The organism is Anaeromusa acidaminophila DSM 3853, from assembly GCF_000374545.1.
Lineage (GTDB): Bacteria > Bacillota > Negativicutes > Anaeromusales > Anaeromusaceae > Anaeromusa > Anaeromusa acidaminophila.
Genome location: NZ_KB894598.1, coordinates 1 through 19,691, shown reverse-complemented (window position 1 = coordinate 19,691; position 19,691 = coordinate 1). Strand labels below are relative to the sequence as shown.

Annotated in this window: 16 protein-coding genes and 1 rRNA gene; 14 read left to right on the top strand and 3 right to left on the bottom strand. The window is 51.7% G+C overall.

The window, feature by feature from the left end; all coding sequences use genetic code 11:
* The first annotated feature begins 9 nt into the window (after window positions 1-9).
* Together C508_RS0112545 and C508_RS0112540 are read left to right on the top strand one after the other, a co-directional pair.
* Entirely contained in the window at window positions 10-912 is a 903-nt protein-coding gene (locus C508_RS0112545; RefSeq protein WP_018703914.1) for an efflux RND transporter periplasmic adaptor subunit, read from the top strand.
* A gap of 91 nt (window positions 913-1,003) precedes the next feature.
* On the top strand, window positions 1,004-1,534 hold the full coding sequence (locus C508_RS0112540; RefSeq protein ID WP_018703913.1) for a hypothetical protein: 531 nt from the start codon (window positions 1,004-1,006) through the stop codon (window positions 1,532-1,534).
* Between the two features lie 393 nt (window positions 1,535-1,927).
* Here C508_RS0112540 and C508_RS18540 read toward each other — a convergent pair whose 3' ends face one another.
* The 3 genes from C508_RS18540 to C508_RS0112525 form a co-directional block, all read right to left on the bottom strand.
* Window positions 1,928-2,794: a glucosaminidase domain-containing protein gene (locus C508_RS18540; protein WP_018703912.1), complete on the bottom strand. Its 867-nt coding sequence runs from the start codon at window positions 2,792-2,794 to the stop codon at window positions 1,928-1,930.
* A gap of 66 nt (window positions 2,795-2,860) precedes the next feature.
* The gene (locus C508_RS0112530) at window positions 2,861-3,982 is read right to left on the bottom strand and encodes a M20/M25/M40 family metallo-hydrolase (RefSeq protein ID WP_018703911.1); all 1,122 of its coding nucleotides are present in this window, start codon (window positions 3,980-3,982) and stop codon (window positions 2,861-2,863) included.
* Window positions 3,983-4,115: 133 nt separating this feature from the next.
* Window positions 4,116-5,297, bottom strand: a complete 1,182-nt coding sequence (locus C508_RS0112525; protein ID WP_026319511.1) for a DNA polymerase IV — start codon at window positions 5,295-5,297, stop codon at window positions 4,116-4,118.
* A 275-nt stretch (window positions 5,298-5,572) separates the two neighbouring features.
* Between C508_RS0112525 and pxpB the strand changes: the two genes are divergently transcribed.
* The 12 genes from pxpB to C508_RS0112465 form a co-directional block, all read left to right on the top strand.
* Entirely contained in the window at window positions 5,573-6,322 is a 750-nt protein-coding gene (gene pxpB, locus C508_RS0112520) for a 5-oxoprolinase subunit PxpB (protein WP_018703909.1), read from the top strand.
* Complete coding sequence (locus tag C508_RS0112515) at window positions 6,315-7,334, top strand: 5-oxoprolinase subunit C family protein (protein WP_018703908.1); 1,020 nt, start codon at window positions 6,315-6,317, stop codon at window positions 7,332-7,334. The genes pxpB and C508_RS0112515 overlap by 8 nt, the downstream gene beginning before the upstream one ends.
* Window positions 7,335-7,339: 5 nt before the next feature.
* Window positions 7,340-8,101, top strand: a complete 762-nt coding sequence (locus C508_RS0112510) for a LamB/YcsF family protein (RefSeq protein ID WP_018703907.1) — start codon at window positions 7,340-7,342, stop codon at window positions 8,099-8,101.
* Window positions 8,102-8,122: 21 nt separating this feature from the next.
* Window positions 8,123-8,914, top strand: coding sequence for a putative hydro-lyase (locus C508_RS0112505; RefSeq protein WP_018703906.1), 792 nt, complete (start codon window positions 8,123-8,125; stop codon window positions 8,912-8,914).
* 22 nt (window positions 8,915-8,936) lie between these two features.
* Window positions 8,937-10,160: an NRAMP family divalent metal transporter gene (locus C508_RS0112500; protein ID WP_018703905.1), complete on the top strand. Its 1,224-nt coding sequence runs from the start codon at window positions 8,937-8,939 to the stop codon at window positions 10,158-10,160.
* 108 nt (window positions 10,161-10,268) lie between these two features.
* Entirely contained in the window at window positions 10,269-11,552 is a 1,284-nt protein-coding gene (locus tag C508_RS0112495; RefSeq protein ID WP_018703904.1) for an ArsB/NhaD family transporter, read from the top strand.
* A 161-nt stretch (window positions 11,553-11,713) separates the two neighbouring features.
* Entirely contained in the window at window positions 11,714-12,241 is a 528-nt protein-coding gene (locus C508_RS0112490) for an RsiV family protein (RefSeq protein ID WP_018703903.1), read from the top strand.
* Between the two features lie 136 nt (window positions 12,242-12,377).
* Complete coding sequence (locus C508_RS0112485; protein ID WP_018703902.1) at window positions 12,378-14,009, top strand: mechanosensitive ion channel family protein; 1,632 nt, start codon at window positions 12,378-12,380, stop codon at window positions 14,007-14,009.
* Window positions 14,010-14,128: 119 nt separating this feature from the next.
* On the top strand, window positions 14,129-15,202 hold the full coding sequence (locus tag C508_RS0112480; protein WP_018703901.1) for an efflux RND transporter periplasmic adaptor subunit: 1,074 nt from the start codon (window positions 14,129-14,131) through the stop codon (window positions 15,200-15,202).
* On the top strand, window positions 15,203-18,268 hold the full coding sequence (locus C508_RS0112475) for an efflux RND transporter permease subunit (protein ID WP_018703900.1): 3,066 nt from the start codon (window positions 15,203-15,205) through the stop codon (window positions 18,266-18,268).
* Window positions 18,269-18,356: 88 nt separating this feature from the next.
* Complete coding sequence (locus C508_RS0112470) at window positions 18,357-18,791, top strand: universal stress protein (RefSeq protein ID WP_018703899.1); 435 nt, start codon at window positions 18,357-18,359, stop codon at window positions 18,789-18,791.
* An 811-nt stretch (window positions 18,792-19,602) separates the two neighbouring features.
* Window positions 19,603-19,691 (top strand): 16S ribosomal RNA (locus C508_RS0112465); the annotation flags it as partial.

Here is a 19,691-nt window from a genome sequence, read left to right as displayed (position 1 = left end):
GGATGCTGTATGGGAGCGACAGGCCTTAAAAAAAGAAAATACGGACTGCTGCTTTTGCTGCTCCTCGTAGCGGCAGGCGGCGCTTGGTGGTATTGGCAGAGCAGCCGCCAGGAGCCGCAGGCGCTGCCTCCGGTTAAAGATGACGGCAGGGTGCTTTCGGAAGGAATCGTGTTTCCGGTGCGTTATGCTCAAATCGTTATGCCGGTGGAAGGCACCATTGGCGAGATTTTTGTGCAAGAGGGGGACATGGTGCGGCAAGGGCAGCCTTTGCTGCGTTTGGTGCGCCAGGACGTCCAGGCCAGGGTAAGAAGCGTTGACGCCGCTGCCGCCAAAGCGGCCGCTGCGGTGGAGCAGGCGGAGGTCAATCTGGCCGATGCCAGGCGAGAGTGGTTCCGTCAGCGTCAATTGGCGGATAACGGCGGTATTTCCAGGCAGCAGATGGATCAGGCGCAGACGACGTTGGAGCGCAGCCTGACATTGGTAGCCCAGGCTAAGGAAGAATGGCGGACCCAGCAGGAGGCGCTGAAGGAAAGTCAGGAGATTTTGGATAAAAGTGAACTGCGTGCGCCGATGGCTGGTCGGGTTTCTTACTTGGACAAGCGTCTTGGCGAGCGTGCTGATATCGGAACGGTGCTGGTGCGCATTGCCGATGAAAGCGCCTGGGAAGTGCGCAGTGATGATTTGACGGAGCTTTCTATTGCCAAAGTGCGGGAAGGAGCGCCTGTGACGCTTACTTTTGACGGCATTCCAGATTTGGAGCTGCAGGGGCGAGTGAAGTTTATCCGTCCTTACGGCGAGAAGAAACGCGGCGATATTACGTATACGGTGACGATTGCGCCGGCAAGCTGGGATGAGCGTTTGCGTTGGAATATGACGGCGCAGATTGCCATCAGCCCTGTGGGAAGTTTTTAAGAGCATGCCGGGCTGGCGTTCAACGGCGGCAGATGGTATGATGGAAAGACTGGTGGCATACCGGAAACTCTAAAATTTGAGGAGGAAGGGCATGAAACGTTTTTTTTGCCTAGTGGCGCTTTTTTTGATGTTGTCCCTGCCTGTGGCCGGTGCGGCGCCGTCGGCGTGGTTTGACAAGGAATTTGATTTTTCCAAGGTGAAGGTAGTATATGTGAACGACCCCAAAATAGCATCCGCCTTGACTTATGTTGGCGAAGCCGAGGGAGCGGAGCTGTTTTGGAAAACGTTTCAGCCGAAGACGGTTACCCTTTTAGACGTGAACCAAGTATTGGCGGCGCATCAGAAAAAGAGCGGCGTTGATTTGATGAAGTTTCACGAAACGAATCCGGACGAAAGTTATCGGCAGTTCATCAAGGCGGTTAGCGAGCAAAGCGACCTGGCTATGTATACGGAACTGGGACGCGACGAAAAAGGGCGGGAAACCGTGGAATTTACCATGAATGATACCAAAACAGGCCGTACCGTAGCGGCTTTGGTGGAAAGCGTTAGTTCTAAAAAAGAGCTGACTGCTGTGATTGTTTCCTTTGCGCAAGCCTTCAGCGAGAAGCTGACTGGAAAATAAGCAAGAAACGAGCAGGAGTGCGCCGCCGCCGGATGGGGTTAACTGTATGTGATGTACCAATTCCGGCGATGTTAAGGATGGCATAATCGCCGGTCGCCTTTGAAAATCCATGGACGGCATAGCAACCGACGTCTACTAGCATTTATGCGAGAGGGATCGGGGACGATTTTTTCAACAGGAGTAGAGGGAGTAATCGGAGGGTTCGAATATTCCCGAAACGATAAAAAAGCAGTACGAGCAATTGCTCGTACTGCTTTTTGTTTGGGGAATACTGCTGGAATTTACAAGGATTTCAAATCTTGGGAGGTCTCTGCGTAAAACGGATAGCTAAAATTCTCAAACACCATTATCGCCGTAGTCCTCATTTACTCTTGTTCGTCCATAGCTCCAGCGTTACTCCGCAGCCGCATTAGCGTCCTGGGCGGTAACGCCAGGTGCTGGGAGCGCGATCGGTGCAGGATTGCCAGGGTTTTCGACAGGCGGTGCCGTGACGCGCCAGGCGGTCACAGGAGGTTGAGGAACGGTGGGCTGCGCAGGCGCTGTTTTAATATAACTGAGGGTGCGGAAAATGTTTTGAGCGTAATTTTTTCCCGGCACGGCCCAGCGTCCATTTAGATCTTCCCAATTAGAGCAACGGCCAAATTTGTCGGGATGCGCCTTGAGTATATCATAGCGAGGATCTACGATGGCTAAAGTTGGCGTGCGAGAAGACGCATATGCTAAAAGATGCTGGATTTGGGCCCGGACGCCAATTTGCGGCGAATCGAAAAAGGCTCCTTTAACGCCGCCGCCGGTAGTGCCGATGCCGGCATAATTGTTTTGTTCCGGTACGACGTCGCCGCCGTAACGGAAGCAGTCAGTTTCCAAAATGGCTTGGGAGATTGCCAAATCAGGACGGATGCCTTCGCGCGAGGCTTCTTCGTAGTAGTAACCGACAAGCTCCGCTACGGTGCAATTGAGCTTAGGCTGGGGATTGCGCTGCAAAATATAAGCTACAATCTGTTCCGGCGGAACTTGGGCTTTGCCGAAAATAGGGGTCTTATCTTCTTGTTCTGGTTTTTCCGGCGGCGTTTTCAAGGAAGCAAGGATGCCTTGGATACGCTGGGAAAACGGGGTTGGTTCTTCGGCGGCAACGGCAACTTCTTCCTTTTTCGCGTCCTTTGCCTTGGCTTTTGAGGCAGGATGATCTGCTGGGGAGGCAGAGACGGAAGCGGCAAAATAAAACAGCAGCAAGCTGCAGAAAAAGAGACGGAAATTCATGAGGGAGGGCTCCTTTCGTTCAAGAAAACATACAACAATAGAAGGCAGAGCAACTAAGAAAAAAGGCTAGGCGAGGGCGGCTTGTTCCAGAATGGCTAAAACCAAGCGGGCGCTATCATAGAGATCTTTTTCATCGATGTATTCTTCTGTGGTGTGAACTTTTTTCATGCCCACTCCCAGTACCGCCGTAGGCACGCCTTTGCGGTTGAAGTGGTTAGCGTCGCTGCCGCCGCCAGTGCCAGTGATGTGAACAGGTAAGCTTATTTGATGTGCTGCGGCTACGGCTAGGCTGACAGCCGGACTGTCGGGAGCCAAGCTGAAACTGTCGTATTGGCGTTGTACGGTGACTTCGGCTCTAGCGCCATATTCTTGGCAAGTGCGTTCCAAGGTTTCCTTCATATGGCGGCTTTGGGCTTCCAACTTTGCCAGATTACGGCTGCGGGCTTCCGCATGAATCTCTACATGGTCCGGGACGATGTTAGTTGCCGTGCCACCCTGAATCAAACCGACATTGGCCGTAGTTTCTTCATCAATGCGGCCAATTTTAAGGGCTGCTAAGGCTTTGCCTGCTGCCTGGATAGCGTTAATGCCTTCTTCGGGCGCGAGGCCGGCATGGGCTTTTTTGCCGTGCACAATGGCGGTAATGCTGTCTTGACCCGGGGCCATAGTGACGATTTCTCCGGGAGCGCCGTCGGCGTCCAAGGCATAACCAAAATCAGCTTTGAGCAGTGCGGCGTCCATGTGTTTGGAGCCTTTGAGGCCGCCTTCTTCATGGACGGTAAAGACGATTTGCACGGCTCCGTGAGGCTTGCCGCTCTCTTTCAGGGTGCGCAGGCCTTCTAAAATAGCGGTAATGCCGGCTTTGTCATCGCCTCCTAGGACAGTATCGCCTGCAGAGGTAATGCGGCCGTTTTCAAGACGGGGTTGGATGGAAAGACAAGGGGAAACGCAGTCCATGTGCGAGGTGAAAAGAACGGTAGGAGCGTTAGTTTTGGTGGCCGGCAGAGTGGCGATGAGATTACCGCAATTTCCTCCAAAATGCTGTTGCGCCTGGTCCTCTGAGACAGTGCAGCCGAGAGCTTCCAGTTTGCGGCGCAGCACTTCCGCTACGTCTTTTTCCTGACCGCTAGGGCAGTCCATGCGGACCAGCTCAAAAAATTCTTCCAACATGCGTGCTTCGTTAATCATAGTAATGCCTCCTGGTTTTATTTCGGGTTCGCGGGAATTTACGTTTACACGGAGGAATAGAGAAAGGGCCAGAGTAAGCAGAGGATTTAAAAATATTTATTCCCCAACTCGTACCCTCATTCGTATACTCCCTCTACTCCTGTTGCTTTTCGTTATTTCGTGCCTTGGGTTTACTTGCGCCTCGGCAGAGAGCTTGCTCGCCGAAGCGTTCGCGTAAGGTGTCGAGAGTTTGGTATAGCGCTTCTTTACGCTGGTCTTCTTCCATAAAAAGAGAACCTTGCTGCGTCAGGGGCTCTAATTGACCAGCGGTAAGACCCAACAAGCGCACTCCTTCCAGCGAAGATGCTTTTTGCAGCAATTCTTGAGCTGCTTGAAATAAGTCTTCGTCATAAGCCAACGGTTGCTGGTACGTATGGCTGCGGGTGATGGTGGTGAAGGAAGCGAAGCGTACCTTGAGCGTAATGGTGCGACCGCCGAGTTTACGAGAACGCAGGCGCTGGCCTACTTTCTGCGCTAGCTGCCGCAGGGCTTCCACTTTTTCTTCCGTACTCCGCAAATCTTGGTCAAAGGTGTTTTCATTACCAATAGAGTGGGCTTCCAGGCCAGTTGCTACTGGCCGGTCATCATGACCTAAGGCCAGTTCATGAAGCCAACTGCCTGTTGTATCGCCAAAGGCGGCTTGCAGCGCTGTCAGAGGCAGCTTGGCAAGCTGGCCAATTTTTTCAATGCCCAGTTGTGTTAGTTTAGCGGCGCTTTTGGGGCCGATGCCCCAAAGTCGGCGAATGGGCAGCGGCGCTAGAAACGACGCTTCTTCGCCATGGCGTACGATGACATAGCCGTGGGGTTTTTTGAGATCGGAAGCGATCTTGGCGAGGAATTTATTGGGTGCTAAGCCGGCGGAGGCGGTAAGTCCTATTTCTTCGTAGATCCGCTGGGTCAGCTGGCGCGGCAGTTCGGTAATGTCCGGGTGCAGCCATTCCATGCCAGTGAGATCCAAAAACGCTTCATCTAATGATAAAGGCTCCACTAGCGGAGAAAAGTCATTCATTATGCTGCGGATTTCGCGGGAGACCGCAGCATAATGGCGATGGTTGCAAGGGAGAAAGACGCCTTTCGGGCAGCGGCGCCGGGCTTCGACCATGGGCATGGCCGAGCGTACGCCGAAAAGGCGGGCTTCATACGAGGCGGTGGATACTACGCCGCGCTCGCTCAGACCGCCGATAATGACTGCCTGTCCTTTAAGTTCCGGGTGATCCCGCTGTTCCACAGCGGCAAAAAAAGCGTCCATGTCTACATGGGTAATCCATCGTTTCATGCTTTTATCATAGCGTGTTGCGAGGTCTAAGGCAAGGGAGGGCTTGCCAAAATACGTTAGTCTTTGCTATAATCAAGCTAAATAAGGAAAAGTCCATAATAAGGCAATGAAGCCTGCTGACTGTGAAATCATAGTTCAGCGGGCTTTTTTATTTTTTTAAGTAAAATGTGTCGGTTTTTTGACAATCTAAAGAGGATTCTAGTGGGTAAGTTCGAAATGATGACAGATATGTATGAAAAATCAACGAATTACCCCCAAAGGCAGGAGTGAATAGGATGGATGGCGTAAAAATGCGGGCGGCGAGCGAGCGCGGGCTTGTCATTGAGTTTGGTCAAGAAATTAATCCGGCTGTTAACGCGCGGGTGCACGGTTTAGCTAAAAAATTAGTGAACGAATACCCTGAAGTGATCCAAGAAGTGGTGCCTACCTATCGGTCTTTGCTGGTGTATTTTGATCCGCTGCAGATATCACGGGCCGCCTTGACGGTTAAAGTGGAACAGTGTTTGCGGGAAACCGCAGAAGAAGCAGTTGTCCATGAAGCCGAGCGAATCTATATTCCAGTATGTTATGACGAGGAATTTGGACCGGATTTATCGTTTGTCGCCTCTCATAATGGGTTGAGTGAAGCAGAGGTGGTAAAAATACATACTTCAAAACCTTATTTGGTATATATGCTTGGTTTTACGCCGGGGTTTCCTTACTTAGGAGGAATGGACGAGCGTATCGCTACGCCGCGGCTGACGAAACCACGCACCCGTATTCCCGCCGGCTCGGTGGGGATTGCGGGAAGCCAGACTGGATTTTATCCATTGGAAACGCCGGGAGGCTGGCAATTGATCGGCAGAACGCCGGTAAAAGCTTTCGATCCTGCAGCAAAGACGCCGTTTTTATTAGAGGCGGGAGTCTATTTGCAGTTTCAAGCTATTTCACGTGCGGAATATGAAGAACTGGCTGAAACGGTGGCGGCAGGGCGCTATGAGGTACGGCGAGATCGCGTAAGCTTGGGAGGTGTTAGCCGTGCTTGAGGTAAAAGAACCAGGTCTTTTTACGACGGTTCAGGATTTGGGACGTAACGGGTATCAAGCGTATGGCATGCCGGTTGCCGGTGCGATGGATGAGTATGCTTGTAAAATGGCCAATCGCTTGTTGTGTAATGAACCGGGGGCTGCTGTTTTGGAAATGACTCTGTTAGGAGGAAGCTTTTGCTTTCACCAGGCCTGCTGGGTTGCGGTAACCGGGGCGGCTATGCCGATTTCGCTTGATGGTAAGATGCAGTCTAATTGGAGCCGCTTTTTCGTTCCTGCCGGCAGTGAGTTGTCCTTTGGTTACGCGGAGCAGGGTTGCCGGACGTATCTTGCCGTACAAGGAGGGGTTGAGGTACCGGTAATTTTGGGAAGCCGTTCCACCTATACGCGAGGAACGATAGGGGGGCTAAATGGGCGCGCCTTAAAAACAGGAGACGTCTTGCCTTTAGGAGCTTGCGATCGGCGTCTTAAAAAGCCGCTCTTTTTGCCAGTATCGTACATTCCGATTCCAGAAGAGCGTCCCTTGGTGCGCGTTTTGTTGGGGCCGCAGGCGGAAGCCTTTACTGATCAGGGAGTGGCTGCCTTGTTTTCTGCAGACTATGAAATTTCTTCCGAGGCGGATCGCATGGGCTATCGCCTGGAAGGACCTGTAATTGAACATGTGGGAAAAGCGGATATTATTTCGGATGCCTTATGTCTAGGGGCAATTCAGGTGCCGGGGCATGGACAGCCGATTGTTATGATGGCGGACCGGCAAACGACCGGAGGATATACGAAAATTGGCGCGGTCATTGGCGCGGATCTGGGCAAACTTGCCCAGGCCAAGCCGGGAGACCAGGTGCGCTTTGTGCAGTGCAGCGATGCAGAAGCGGTGGCGGCGTTGCGCCAAATGCGCTCCTTAGAGCAGTCTGCTGCGGCGTGGCTGGCGGGGGCTGAGGAAAGTAAAGGTAGCAGGCAGTTTCGAATTGTCGTGGCCGGGGCCACATACGATGTGCAAGTGCAGGAAGGATGAAGACAATGAAAATGGATTTGAATTGCGATATGGGGGAAAGTTTTGGGACCTATAAGCTTGGCTATGATGAAGAAGCCATGCCGTATGTGACTTCAATCAATGTGGCGTGCGGTTTTCATGCTTCCGACCCGGCGAATATGCTAAAAACGGTGCGGCTGGCGAAAAAGTACGGCGTAGCGATCGGGGCGCATCCGTCCTTTCCTGATTTGGTAGGCTTTGGACGGCGCCTCATGGCGCTCTCGCCGGAAGAAGTATATGCTGACGTGCTATATCAGATCGGTTCGTTAGAAGCAATTTGCAGGGCGGAGGGCCTAAAACTTCAGCACGTGAAGGTTCACGGCGCTTTGTACAATGCGGCTGCTAAAGATTTGGTCTTGGCGACGGCCATTGCCAAGGCGATTAAAGCGGTAGATCCTGCTTTGTATATGCTGTGTTTGGGAAACTCCCTGATGGTGGAAGCGGCAAAAGCCGAAGGCGTTCCATATGTGGAAGAAGCCTTTGCGGACCGCGCCTATACGGCGCAAGGGACTTTGGTGCCGCGCAAACAGGAGGGCTCAGTTATTCATGATCCTCAACAAGTGGCGCAGAGGGTGCTGCAGATGGTAAGCGAAGGCCAGGTGCGGAGCCTTGATGGTCAGACGGTGCCAATTACGGCGCAAACGGTTTGCGTTCATGGCGATACGCCAGGAGCGGTTGCCATGATAAAGGCCATACGGGAAGCCTTGGATGCCGCTGGCGTAGAAGTGAAAGCCTTTGGAACGTTCTGAACGAAAAGGAGGGGGATTTACATGGAAAACGTAGCTTTGTTATCGCCACAGCAGGCGCGTCAATTGATTCGAGCAGGGAAGCTATGCCGGCCCACGTCGGGAGTTTCCCAGGGATATGCACAAGCAAACCTGGCGATTTTGCCCAAAGACTTGGCATACGATTTTTTGTTGTTTGCCCAACGGAATCCCAAGCCTTGTCCGATATTGGATGTAACGGAAGTAGGTTCGCCGGAGCCTCGCTTAGTAGGAAGCGGTGCGGATTTGCGTTATGACATCGCGAAATACCGAGTGTATCGCAAGGGGGAGTTTGTGGAAGAGGTCAGTAATTTAGAAGCGTACTGGACGAAGGATATGGTGGGCTTTTTATTAGGGTGCAGCTTTTCTTTTGAAACTGCGCTGCTGAAGAATAACGTGCCTGTACGTCATATTGAAGAAGGTTGTAATGTGCCGATGTTTATTACCAATATTCCCTGTACGCCGGCTGGCGTGTTTTCCGGGCCCATGGTGGTCAGCATGCGGCCTATACCGGAGAAAATGGTAGTGCGAGCGGTTCAAGTCACCTCGCGTTTTCCGGCGGTACATGGTGCGCCGGTGCATGTGGGTTCGCCGGAAAGTATTGGTATTCGCGATCTGAACAAACCGGATTTTGGTGATGCCGTTACCATTCGTCCCGGAGAGGTGCCGGTTTTCTGGGCTTGCGGCGTAACGCCGCAAGCGGTGGCGATGAATACTAAGCCGGAGCTGATGATTACGCATGCCCCGGGGTATATGTTTATTTGTGATACGACCGATGAGTCCTATGGGGTTATCTAAAAAAATAGTAGGAGGTATATCTATGGCAGAGCCTGTAATTTCTAAAACGGGTAATTCTGGAAAAACAAATTGGTCGGTGCTGCTAGGAGCGGCCTTTATTATGGCTACTTCGGCGATTGGCCCTGGTTTTCTTACGCAAACAGCGGTGTTTACGCAAAAATTCGGCGCTGATTTTGCCTTTGCTATTCTAGCGTCAATTGTGATTGATATTGGCGCACAGTTGAATGTGTGGCGGGTCATTACGATGAGTCGCATGCGCGGTCAGGATGTGGCCAATGCGGTATTGCCCGGTTTGGGACATTTTATTGCTATCTTGATTGTTGCAGGCGGGTTGGCCTTTAACATCGGTAATATTGCCGGTTGTGGCATGGCGGTCAATGTGTTGTTTGGCATATCGGTTGAGACAGGTGCTATGATTTCCTGTGTCATTGCCTTGGCTATATTTGCTTCTAAGGAGGCGGGGGCGGCTATGGATCAGGTGGCTAAGGTTCTTGGCGGCCTGATGATTGCGCTGACAACCTATGTTATGTTTGCCTCTAATCCGCCGGTGGCTACAGCGGCGGCGAAAGCTCTGTTCCCGGCGGATTATGGGATGCTGATGCTGCCCATGATTACCTTGGTGGGCGGTACGGTGGGAGGATATATCACTTTTGCCGGAGGGCATCGCTTGCTGGATGCAGGGATTGTAGGCGAAGAAAATCTTAAAGAAGTCAATAAGAGCGCTGTTACCGGTATTGTTGTTACTGGAGTAATGCGGGTTATTTTGTTCTTGGCCGTCCTGGGCGTAGTGAGTACCGGCGCACAATTGCTGGCTAGTAATCCGCCAGCATCGGTGTTCCAGATTGCCGCTGGCGATTTGGGGTATAAGTTCTTCGGCATCGTACTCTGGTCGGCGGCGATTACCTCGGTTGTGGGCGCGGCCTATACTAGCGTTTCTTTTTTGCGGTCTATGTCTAAAACGGTTGATACCTATAATTCCTATGTCATTATGGCATTTATTCTGATTTCTACTTTGGTTTTTGTACTGATTGGGCGTCCGGTGGCCATTTTGGTTTTGGTAGGCTCGTTGAACGGCTTGATTCTGCCGATTACGCTAGGGGCGATGCTTATGGCGGCGCGGAATAGGAAGATTGTCGGGGCTTATCAGCATCCGCTTTGGCTCTTTGTTTTTGGTATTTTGGCAGCGCTGGTTTCCGCTTATGCTGGCGCTACTTCGTTGCAGGGCATTGCAAGTCTTTGGAAATAGTAGGAGCTTTGGTTGCTTTGCGGTATAATTAAAAAAGAAATAGGTTGATCTTTAGGGAAAGGGCCGGCTTAGCGGCTCTTTTCCTATGTTGTGTCAGGAGGGGTTGGCATGAGCGATATCTCTTTTTTTCTTTCGATCCTCGTGTTTCTTGTTGCTTACGGGGTGATCATTTCGGAAAAGGTGCACCGCATGATTGTCGCTATGGCTGGCGGTATGGCGATGATCCTTTGCGGCTTTGTCAGCCAAGAAGCTGTACTTATGGAAGATATTGATTTTAATACATTAGGACTGCTGATTGGCATGATGATTTTAGTGGCCATCACGCGACGCACCGGCGCCTTTGAAGCGGTGGCCATCTGGGCAGCGAAAGTGACAAAAGGACGGCCTCTTTGGCTGTTGGCCTTGTTGTCCTGCATTACGGCGGTGGCATCCGCTTTTTTGGATAATGTCACAACGGTGCTCTTGGTGGTACCGGTAACCTTGACGCTGACCGACCGGCTGGACGTGAACCCTGTGCCGTTTTTAATTTCAGAGATTATGGCGTCCAATATTGGGGGGACGGCGACCTTGATCGGCGATCCTCCGAATATCATGATCGGCAGCGCCGTGGGCTTGAGTTTTAATGATTTTCTGCTGGAATTAACCCCAGTGTGTAGTATTATTATGATCGTGACCGTAGCACTGCTGATGTTTTTTTACCGCAAGGATTTGGATGTGACCGAAGAAAACCGTTCTAAGGTGCTGGCGCTGAATGCGGCAGAGCAGATTAAGGACTGGCTGCTTTTGAAGAAGTCCTTGGCTGTATTGGCCTTGACGATTGGTTCCTTTATGCTCCATGGCTTGCTTCATTTGGAGTCGGCGACGCTGGCCATGACAGGGGCGATGATCTTGCTGCTCATCAGCGGCGAGGAGCCCGAAGACATTTTGCTCCATGTAGAATGGCCGACTATTTTCTTTTTTATGGGTTTGTTTGCCTTGGTAGGCGGTTTGCGCGCTACCGGCGTGATCGGCGCGTTGGCGCAGTGGTGCTTGAGCATAACCCATGGGCAGGTGCAGGAAATGACCTTTTTGGTACTGTGGATCTCTGCTATTGCCTCGGCGTTTATTGATAACATTCCCTTCGTGGCGACGATGATTCCTTTGCTCAAGGAAGTGGGGCAACTGGGCGGGCTGCCTATGGAACCTGTTTGGTGGGCCTTGTCTTTAGGCGCCTGTCTGGGAGGAAACGGCACTCTCATCGGCGCCTCTGCCAATGTGGTTGTGGCCGGGATTGCGGAGAAAAATGGTTTTGTTATTTCCTTTAAATACTATTTGAAAATAGCATTCCCGTTGATGCTTTTATCAGTTGCTATTTCCCATGGGTACCTTTGGTTGACTTATTTTTATCATTAGAACGAAGTGAAGCAGGAATCGTGTTGCGATGTGTCGAATAAAGGAACAATTTCATCTGTCGGGTGGCATGCTGCCCGGCGGCGCAGGAGGTGCAAAGGACGGCAAAAGTGAACGGTGAATCCGCAAAGACAAACCAAAAGAATCAGGAGGTACCTAGCGGTATGAATGAACGTACTGTGTCGGTTCTGAAAACAGGTTTGGCGGGAATGGCGGCAGCGGCAGTTTTGTTTGGCGCATGGCCCCAGGCGGAAGCAGCGGTAATCACGGCGCCGCCGGAGGCCAAGCAGCATCAGGAATTGCAAGGTCAACGCCTGCCAGGAGAGTATGATGTGCGTTTTAACGACGGGCTGGTTGTCAGCGGTGTGTTGGCGGCCAAACAGGGGCAGCGAAATGCCGTTGGTCTTACTTATCGCGTAGAAGATGGTAGACAGCTTCGCCTTGCGGACTTGTTCCTTCCCGGAGATGCGTATGCTAAGCGTATTAATGCACTTATTATGGCTAGACCGGAAAGTGGGCGGTATTGTTTCCAAGGTATTCGCGAGGAGCAGACATTTTATTTGACGCCCCAAGGTATTGTTGTCTATTTTCGCCCCTGTGAGATTGCTCCAGCCCGCATGGGGCAAGTGGAGTTTTTGATTTCTTTTGCGCAGGTGCAGGAGTTGTTAAAACCAGAGTATCGTAATTTATAATTTTTAGGCGCAAGGCAGTATTGTCTTGCGCCTTTTTCATCTGTAAGAGATTTTGCTGTCGTCCCTGGCTATGGTTTGGACGAGAAAGCCGGGGAGCTTTTCGTTGAAAACTCGCTGGGAGAGGTGCTGGTAAGATATGAGACGGGTTGTGGTTAGTTGTATTTTAGCTGCATTAATGCTTTGTGGCGCAGCGATCGCTGCGGCCGACGCATTTTTGCCCAAAGGGGCAAGCGAACCGGCAGAAGTGGTTTTTGAAGGGGAAGTTTTGTTTTCTGTGCTGCTGCCGGAAGGAACCTTTAGTCCGGAAGAGCGGGCGGGAATTATTGAGGACCGTTTGAGTCGTTTAGCGGAAGAAGAAGCTTCACTGCCTGCGTTGAATGTATTTCGGGAAAATAACGAGTGGAAAATAACGGCGGGTCAGGTGCTTATTCATACAGTTAGAGAAGATGAAGCGCTTCTGGCGGGCGTTGATGTTGAAAATTTGGCTCGTCAACGGGCTGAACGGATGCAAACTGCGTTGGAGACGTATAAGCGCGTTCGTACGTGGGAGGGAAGGGGACGGCTGGCTGCGATTGAGGGCGGCGGCTTGCTAGTGTTCCTTTGTTTAGGGTGGCTTTGGAAGCGAATAGGACGGTTTGTGCAGAATCTGATCCCCTGGGTGGCGACCTTGACGTCGGCGCGCGCTCAGCTGCAGAACTGGCAGGTTTTAACGCCGCTTGTAGTGGGAACTAGGCTGCGTCAGCTTTGGACCGTAATCTACCGTTTGGGCTGGCTGATGCTGCTATACATATATGCGTCGTTTTCATTATCTTTTTTTTCGTGGACTAAGGATATTTCCGGCAAACTACTGAGCTTTTTGTTGGGGCCGGTTGGTCAGATTTCACAATGGTTCGTCGATCAGTTGCCCAATTTAATGATGATTGTAGTTGTTTTGTTTTTTAGTCGTTACGCGCTGCGGTTGATTCATACGGTGTTTCGGCAACTGCAGAATGGGAATCTGAAATTGAACGGATTCTATGCGGAATGGGCGGAACCTACGTATCGCATCGTGCGCTTACTGTGGGTGTTATTGGTTTTAGTAGTAATTTTCCCCTATATTCCGGGTTCTAACTCGGAAGTCTTCAAGGGAGTGTCCGTTTTTGTCGGCGTTTTAGTTTCTGTAGGCTCTTCCTCACTCATGTCTCAGATTTTGGCGGGGACGGCGTTAATCTATACCCGGGCTTTTCGTGTAGGCGATCGGATCAAAGTGGGCGATGTTGTCGGCGATGTCTTGGAGAAAGGGCTGTTGGCAGTCAAATTGAAAACGGTGAAGAATGAGGAAATCACGGTTCCTAATTCGACGTTGCTGTCTTCGCATGTAGTGAATTATTCCTTGCTAGCGGAAGGGCCGGGGCTAATCTTATATACGGAAATAACGATAGGGTATGACACTTCGTGGAGGCAAGTGCATGAGCTGCTATTGCAAGCGGCGAAAGAAACAACCTTTATATTGGAACAGCCGCAGCCATTTGTATTGCAGCGGGCTTTAAATGATTTTTATGTGGTGTATCAATTGAATGCATATACCCGGCAGCCGCAGAATATGTTGGAAATCTATTCGGAATTGCATCAACGCATTCAGGATTCTTTTTTTGCGGCGGGGGTGGAAATCATGTCTCCTCACTATATGGCGGTGCGTGATGGCAGCGCGATTGCGATGCCGCAGGAATATCCCGCCGATAAAGCGCCCCCGGCGAGTTGGCGCGTGGAAATGCAGGAGAAAAAATAATTACGTTGGCGACGCTGTTGAGGCAAGTTGGAGAAGGATATCGCTCTTGACAAGAAAAGTACGTCGTCCTAAACTAAAGTCAGCGATATAGTACGAAGAGGTGAACTAATTTGCAAAGAATGAATTGTAGGCCCTATGCGGCGGCGATGTTGGCGGCGCTTGTGTTTTTGGGGGGCTGTGGAGCGAAACAAGAAGTATTGGAAAATAAAGTGGCTGTTAAAGTGGAAAGCGTTGGCGCGAGCAATCAATTGGCCAGCGGTCTTTATGCCGGTGAGGTGAAGGGGCGCAAGGAGAGCCAGCTTTCCTTCCGAGTGGCCGGCAAGATTCAAGAACGGTTAGTGGACGCTGGGGCCAGAGTGGCTCCGGGAGATCCGTTATTCCGATTGGAACCCAGCGATTTGACGCTGTCTTTGGAACGGGCGGCTTCCGGCGTGGCTGGTGCTGAGGCGGATCTGAAACTGGCGCAGCGAAATCTGGAACGTTCTCGAGAACTTTATGAACAGCAAGCGATTAGCCGCCAAGCCTATGATACGCAGGTGGCCCAATATGAGGCGGCGGAAGCCAAAGCCAGGTCGGCGACAGCCGCCTACGGCGAAGGGGGCAATCAGCTTTCTTACAGTGTGCTTACGGCGGATCGCGCCGGGGTCGTTTCTGCCATCAGCGGCGAAGTCGGCCAGGTGGTGTCTGCAGGGCAGCCGGTATTGACGCTGGTAGGAGACGGGGAAAAGGAAGTGGAGTTTGCAGTGCCGGAAAACCGCGTGCAAGAGCTATTCGCCGGGAAACCGGTGCAGGTCTCTTTTTGGGCGCTGCCGGGGATGGTGGTTTCCGGCAATATTCGGGAAGTGACGCCCCAAGCGGATCCGGTAACCCGTACATATAAGGTTCGCGTGTCTTTGGTGCAGCCTCCAGAGCAAGTATATTTAGGCATGAGCGCTAGCGTGGCCCTTGAAGCCGGTGCGGTGCAGGCGCTGCGCATTCCCTTGGCCGCTGTATATCAGAGCGATGGCCAAAGCGGCGTGTGGGTGGTACAGGATGAAAAAGTGCATTTTCGCCCGGTGCGCTTGGGCGAGTACGGCAAGAATGATGTGGTGGTGTTGGAAGGGCTTGCTGCGCAGGAAACGATTGTTGTTGCTGGCGTGCAGAAATTGTCGGAAGGCCAGAGCGTCCGCATTTGGGAAGGAGGCGGACGTTGAGTGCAGCATTTTAATCTGAGCGAATGGGCTCTTAAGCACAGGCAGCTCATGTATTTTTTCATGGCTCTTTGTTTTGTGGCGGGGATTCTTTCTTATTTGCGATTGGGACGGGCGGAGGATCCTTCCTATACGGTGCGTGAGATGGTCGTATCTGTGGCTTGGCCGGGAGCGACAGCCAAGCAAATGGAAGAGCAAGTTGTCGATAAAATTGAAAAGAAGCTGCAGGAAACCCCGGGGCTGGACAGCATCCGCAGCAAATCGCAGCCCGGGGTGGCTACGATCTATGTGAAGGTGGATGACTATGTTGCGATTAACCAGATTAAGCCGACATGGCTGAAAGTGCGCAATATGGTGGGCGATATCCGCTCGACTTTGCCTGCGGATATTCAAGGTCCCTTCTTTAATGATACTTTTGGGGATACCTTCGGTTCTATTTATGTGCTGACGTCGGATGATTTTTCTATGGCCGAGCTGAAAGACGAGGCCGATCGCCTGCGCCTGCAACTGCTAACGTTGCCGGATGTGAGCAAGGTGGACATTATTGGGGCGCAGCAAGAGAAAATTTATATCGAAATTGAGAACAGCAAACTTGCGGCGCTGCAGTTGGACCCGGCATTAATTGTACAGACCTTGAGCCGGCAGAATGCGATGACTCCGGCAGGGCGCATGGAGACGGACAGCGATAATGTATATCTGCGCGTCAGTGGTATGTTTCAGAGTGTGGAACAGATTCAGAGCCTGGGCATCAGGGCCAACGGGCGCACCTTTCGTCTCGGGGACATTGCTAGGGTGCATCGCGGCTACTCGGAACCGCCGGACGCGAAGATGTATTTTAATGGTAAGCCGGCTGTCGGTTTGGCTGTGTCCATGCGCGACGGAGGGAATATCCTTTCCTTGGGGGAAAATCTGAACAAGGAACTTTTACGCATACGTGCGGAAATGCCGGCGGGCATGGAGATTTCGCCGGTAGCGGATCAGCCGCAGGTAGTTAAAGAGTCCATTAGTGAATTTATGAAGACTCTTTTAGAAGCGGTAGTCATTGTTTTGGTGGTTAGCTTTTTCAGTTTGGGCCGCCGGGCAGGTCTGGTAGTGGTCTTTAGCATTCCCTTGGTGCTGTGCTGTGTGTTTATTGCCATGAAGGGCACTGGCATTGATTTGCACAAAACGTCTTTGGGGGCGTTGATTATCGCCTTGGGTCTCTTGGTGGACGATGCCATCATTGCGATCGAAATGATGCAGCTAAAGCTGGAGCAAGGCTTCGACAAGGAGCGGGCCGCCAGCTACGCTTATACCGTAACTGCATTTCCCATGCTGACAGGTACGTTGATTACGGCCGCCGGTTTTATGCCTGTAGGCTTTTCCGCTGGCAGCACCTCGGAATACACAGGCGCTATTTTCTGGGTGGTGGCCATGGCTTTGGTAGTGTCCTGGATTGTGGCGGTAACGGTCATTCCTCTCTTGGGACATCGCATTTTAAAAGTGACGCCTCATATCGGAGAGGCCGAGGCGGGAGAGCATGAAGTGCCGGATACTCGTTTTAATCGGGCTTTTCGACGTATCCTGGAATTTTGTTTGCGGCGGCGCTGGCTGGTCATTGGTACGACCTTGGCGGCCTTTGTCGCCTGTATCGCGATGAACAGCTTGGTGAAAGAAGAATTTTTCCCGCAATCGGTGCGGCCGGAGTTGATCGTGGATCTGACGCTGCCCGAAGGGGCGTCGCTGGAACAAACGGACGAGGCCTTGCAAAAGTTCCAAATGCTTCTTGCAGAGGACAAGCGGATTGTGAATATCGCCGGCTATTTGAAAAAGCCGACGCCTCGTTTTGTGTTGGTAGTAGATGCGCCGCCGGGAGGCGATAATTTTGCTCAGGCTATTATCCTTACTACTAGCGCGGAAGCTCGTATTTCTTTAGAACAGCATATTCGGGATGTTGTTGCGCCGCAATTGCCGCAGGCCTTGGTTCATACCCGAGTGCTTTCCACTGGTCCGCCGGCGTCGTATCCGGTGATGCTGCGCGTATCCGGCGAGAAAGTAGGCAAGGTACGTGAAATAGCCTCGCAAGTGGCGGCGGAATTGCGTGGCTATCCGGGGGTTACAACGGTTGCCTATGACTGGTTCGAACAAGGTAAATCCGTGCGGATTGCCGTAGATCAGGATAAGGCGCGCGTGATGGGAGCGGACAGTCAAGCTCTTTCGGCTAGCTTGCAGACGGCGCTGTCCGGTTACAGCATAACGGATTATCGGGAGCGGGATAAAACGATTCCTTTGGTGTTACGCAATGAAGGAATTGATAAAAATGATTTGGCGGCGCTAAAAACGTTGCAAATTCACATAGGGCAGGGACGGTATGTGCCGCTGGAACAAATTGCTCAAATTTCCTATGGAGCGGAGGATGCCTCGATTTGGCGGCGCACGCTGCGGCCGACTATTACCGTACAAGCAGAGGTAGCTAAAGGCGTAACAGGCAATGATGTAACGAGCGGCGTTTATGAGCGTCTAGCTCCGCTGCGCCAGCAGCTGCCGCCCGGGTACGCCATTGCGATTGGCGGTAATGCCGAGGATAGCGCTAGGTCCATGGCGGAGCTGGTGGAAATTTATCCGGCGATGATCGTAGTGATTCTTATCCTGCTGATGCTGCAACTGCAGAACATTTCCAAAATGCTGCTGGTGTTGTTTACGGCGCCCTTAGGCCTAATTGGGGTAACTTTGTTTTTAGTGGCGCTGCAAAAGCCGATGGGCTATGTAGCGCAGCTGGGGGTTATTGCGTTGGCGGGCATGATTATGCGTAACTCCGTAATCTTGATTGATCAGATCGACCAGCATTTGGCCAAGGGGGAATCGCCTTGGCATGCGATTATCAATTCGGCGCTGCTTCGCTTTCGTCCGATCATGCTAACGGCGGCAGCAGCTATTTTGGCGATGATTCCTCTTTCGGGCAGCGCTTTTTGGGGGCCTATGGCGGTGGCGATTATGGGCGGCCTTTTTGTGGCTACCGTGCTGACGCTGCTTTTCTTGCCAGCCCTTTATGCAGCTTGGTACAAAGTTGAGTCAAAGCAAACAGAATGAGAATATTCAGACTTTAAAAGCGCTTAAAAATCATATATAATGAAAGAAGAAGTCAATAGTTTCCTAAACCGTGAAGGAGGGGAAGAGTATGCTCACTAGCAAGATTATGGTTGCGTACGATGGCTCAACGTATAGCAAGGTGGCATTGGAATGGGCGCTGGCTTTGCAGGAACGTCTGGGAGTGACGGTAGATGTCGTTACTGTTCTGCCGCCAATTGGAAACCTCTTCATGTATGCGGATTATCCTATGGATATGACGAGTGTAAGGGAAAGCCAGAAAGAAGGCATGGTAAAATCCATGGAGCTGCTGCGTGCGGAATGCGCCGATAAGGGGCGGAAAGTGGAAACGCACATTCTGGAGGGACATATTGTGGATACGCTGATTGAGCACAGCGTAGCTAGCGGAGCGGAGCTGATCGTCAGCGGTACGCGCGGCGCAGGCGGCTTTGAAGGCTTACTGATTGGCAGCGTAGCGCAGAAGCTGGTCGCTTACTCCAAAGTTCCGGTCTTGGTTGTCAAATAGCAAAAAGCCGCAAACGCACACTCGCGGAGCCTCTGCAGAAATGCCGGGGCTTCGTTTTTATCTCTATACGAGAATTTACAAGCTTTGAGAGGGTGAGATAGGAAAACTGGCGGGGGATAACGAACCGCGAAATACGCGAAATGCGCGAAAGGGTTTTCAAGGGCTAGGAGCTTTTGTATAAATGGCAGCATAACTGTATTTGAGACAAGATTTCCGCGCGCCTCGCAAAACCAGGAGTCGACGGCAGTTCCGCGAACTCGCTGGCGCTCAGACATACGGAACTTTTCTCCGTCGCCTCCTGTTTTTTGCGTCCTGCGGACCGTCTTGCTCCCCAAAAGTCTCAAATACAGTTACGGCCACCTCACTTAAGCCGTTCCCTTATATTACTCCTCTGGCTTTTCCCTGTTACTCTGCGTTCCGTATCTCTTTATAAAAACAGAAAATTCACTTACTTGTCTTGACGATGAAAACAGGCAGAGGTATAATAGAATCACTCTCGGAAAAAGAAACAGAGAAAAGTGGTTGACAGAAGACTGCTTCCAATGGTATACTCACTTTCGTCGCCGAGAGAGAGCCCAGGCAGCCAGCAGCAAACGCCGCGCAAGCAGCGAATGAAAAAGCCGGTTGACAAGGCGGGGGCAATGTGGCATAATAAACCACGTTGCCGCTGAGAAACACAAGCGACACAAGTGCTCCTTGAAAACTGAACGATGCAAACAAGCCAGATGTGCGAGGCAACCTTTGCCGCAAGGCGAAGGAAGTCAATTAAAATTTTTTTTTTAAACTAAGAGCTGACATCAGTTCTTCGATTTTATCGGAGAGTTTGATCCTGGCTCAGGACGAACGCTGGCGGCGTGCTTAACACATGCAAGTCGAACGGAGATTCAGCAATGGATCTTA